The sequence below is a fragment of the Halolactibacillus sp. JCM 19043 genome (assembly GCF_001310395.1).
Classification (GTDB): Bacteria; Bacillota; Bacilli; order Bacillales; family Amphibacillaceae; genus Halolactibacillus; species Halolactibacillus miurensis.
Genome location: NZ_BAXD01000071.1, coordinates 1 through 1,786, shown reverse-complemented (window position 1 = coordinate 1,786; position 1,786 = coordinate 1). Strand labels below are relative to the sequence as shown.

Here is a 1,786-nt window from a genome sequence, read left to right as displayed (position 1 = left end):
AGAAAGTTATGCGAGTGTTAGTCGCAAGACAGGTATTGATGCTCGTACAGTAAAAAAATATGCCAATCAAGAAGACTTTGAAGTTAAAAAACCCCAGTGCCGAAAGGCACCCGTCATGGATCCAGTAAAACCGATTCTTGATGAGTGGTTGAATGAGGATTCTAAAAAGAAACGGAAATATCGCCGCACGGCGAAACGTTTATTTCAACAGCTTGTGGAAGAGCACGATTTTAAAGGATCTGAGAGAAGTGTTCGCCAGTATGTTTCTAAACGAAAAAAAGAATTAAAAACAATGATTGATCAAGCAGCTTTACCTTTGGAATCTATCCCTGGAACAGCACAAGTGGATTTTGGAACGGCTCCGTTCGTTTATCAATCAGAATCGATGGAGTTACCCTATTTGGTGATGTCATTTCCTTTCAGTAATACTTTTTATTTTCAAGTTTTTCCTTCGGAAAATGCGGAGTGTTTGCTCGAAGGGTTACAACGTATGTTTCATCATATGGGTGGGGTTCCGAGAACCATTCGATTTGATAACTTTAGACCCGCAGTTAAAAAGATATTAGGCAAAGGAGAGCGAAAGCTCACGGATGTGTTTGAACGTTTTGTGGGGCATTATGGCTTTCATTATGAGTTTTGCAATCCAGGTAAGGGGAACGAAAAAGGTCATGTCGAAGCGATGGTGAAGTACGTAAGAAATAATTTCTTATTGCCGGAATGTCATATTGAAGATTTAGATCAATTTAATGAAACGTTATGGCAAAAAGCTGAGGATGATCGCGATCGTTCTCATTACAAAAAAGATGTGGCAATAGATGCGCTTTATCAAGAGGATTGCGCACAATGGCTTCTCCTACCGGAGAAAGCTTTTGATTGTGTACGTTATGAAGTAGTTAAAGCTGATAAATATGGTTTTATTACTGTGGATAAAAAGCAATACTCCAGTTCACCTCGATTTGCCGGGGATAAGTTAACCGTTGCGATCACATATAATTCAGTCATTGTTTTAAATGAGCAACATGAAGCTGTGGTTCATCATTCAAGACTCTATGGTGTTAGACGACAATCAATGGTCTGGCAACCCTATCTTGATTTATTATCTCGCCGTCCACGAGCGATAAAATACACCAGTATCTATGAACATTTTCCAGAAGAATGGACACAATACTTGAAAGCTTGTACAGAAGATGAACAAAAAGAAGCTTTAAGACTATTAGGTACGCTACTTAAAAATAATGACTTCACTCTACTGAATCAGGCACTCAATGATGTATCAGCACAAGGACATCCAAGTGTTGACCAAATTAAACATCGATTCTATTCACTCGTTAATAATCAAGAAGATTATTCAACATACACGCCTCAAATGTCTTTACCTGATATGCCTGATATCACAAGAGGCCTTGATCATTACGATGCCTCTATGCGAAAGAAGGTGTAGAGCATGAATAATCAGATTATAGACTACGCGAAACGTTTAAAACTCAGTTGGATTCGGGAACATCACCATGAAGTGACAGCCGAGTCAAATGAAGATTACTTAATTAAGTTATTTGAAAAGGAAATAGAGCATCGTGAAGAGCGTAAAATCAACTTACTGTTGAAGCAAGCGCAACTGCCTAAAACTGGCCATCAGCCTTTTCAGTGGGAGCACATTCAGATTCCGCACGGAATCGATCGTGACTCAATTATTCAGGGTGATTTCATTAAGAGACAAGAGAATCTCATTCTCTATGGAGGTGTTGGGACAGGTAAAACTTATTTATCTACCCTCATTGCCCTGAAT

The 1,786-nt window shown here is 39.0% G+C and carries 2 protein-coding genes; both read left to right on the top strand.

Translation table 11 applies throughout. The features are described from left to right. The coding region (gene istA / locus JCM19043_RS15615; RefSeq protein WP_062323979.1) for an IS21 family transposase at nucleotides 1-1,441 on the top strand (1,441 nt) is incomplete at its 5' end. 3 nt (nucleotides 1,442-1,444) lie between these two features. Beyond that, nucleotides 1,445-1,786, top strand: a 342-nt coding sequence (locus JCM19043_RS15610; RefSeq protein ID WP_197274845.1) for an ATP-binding protein, incomplete at its 3' end; no start/stop codon positions are given.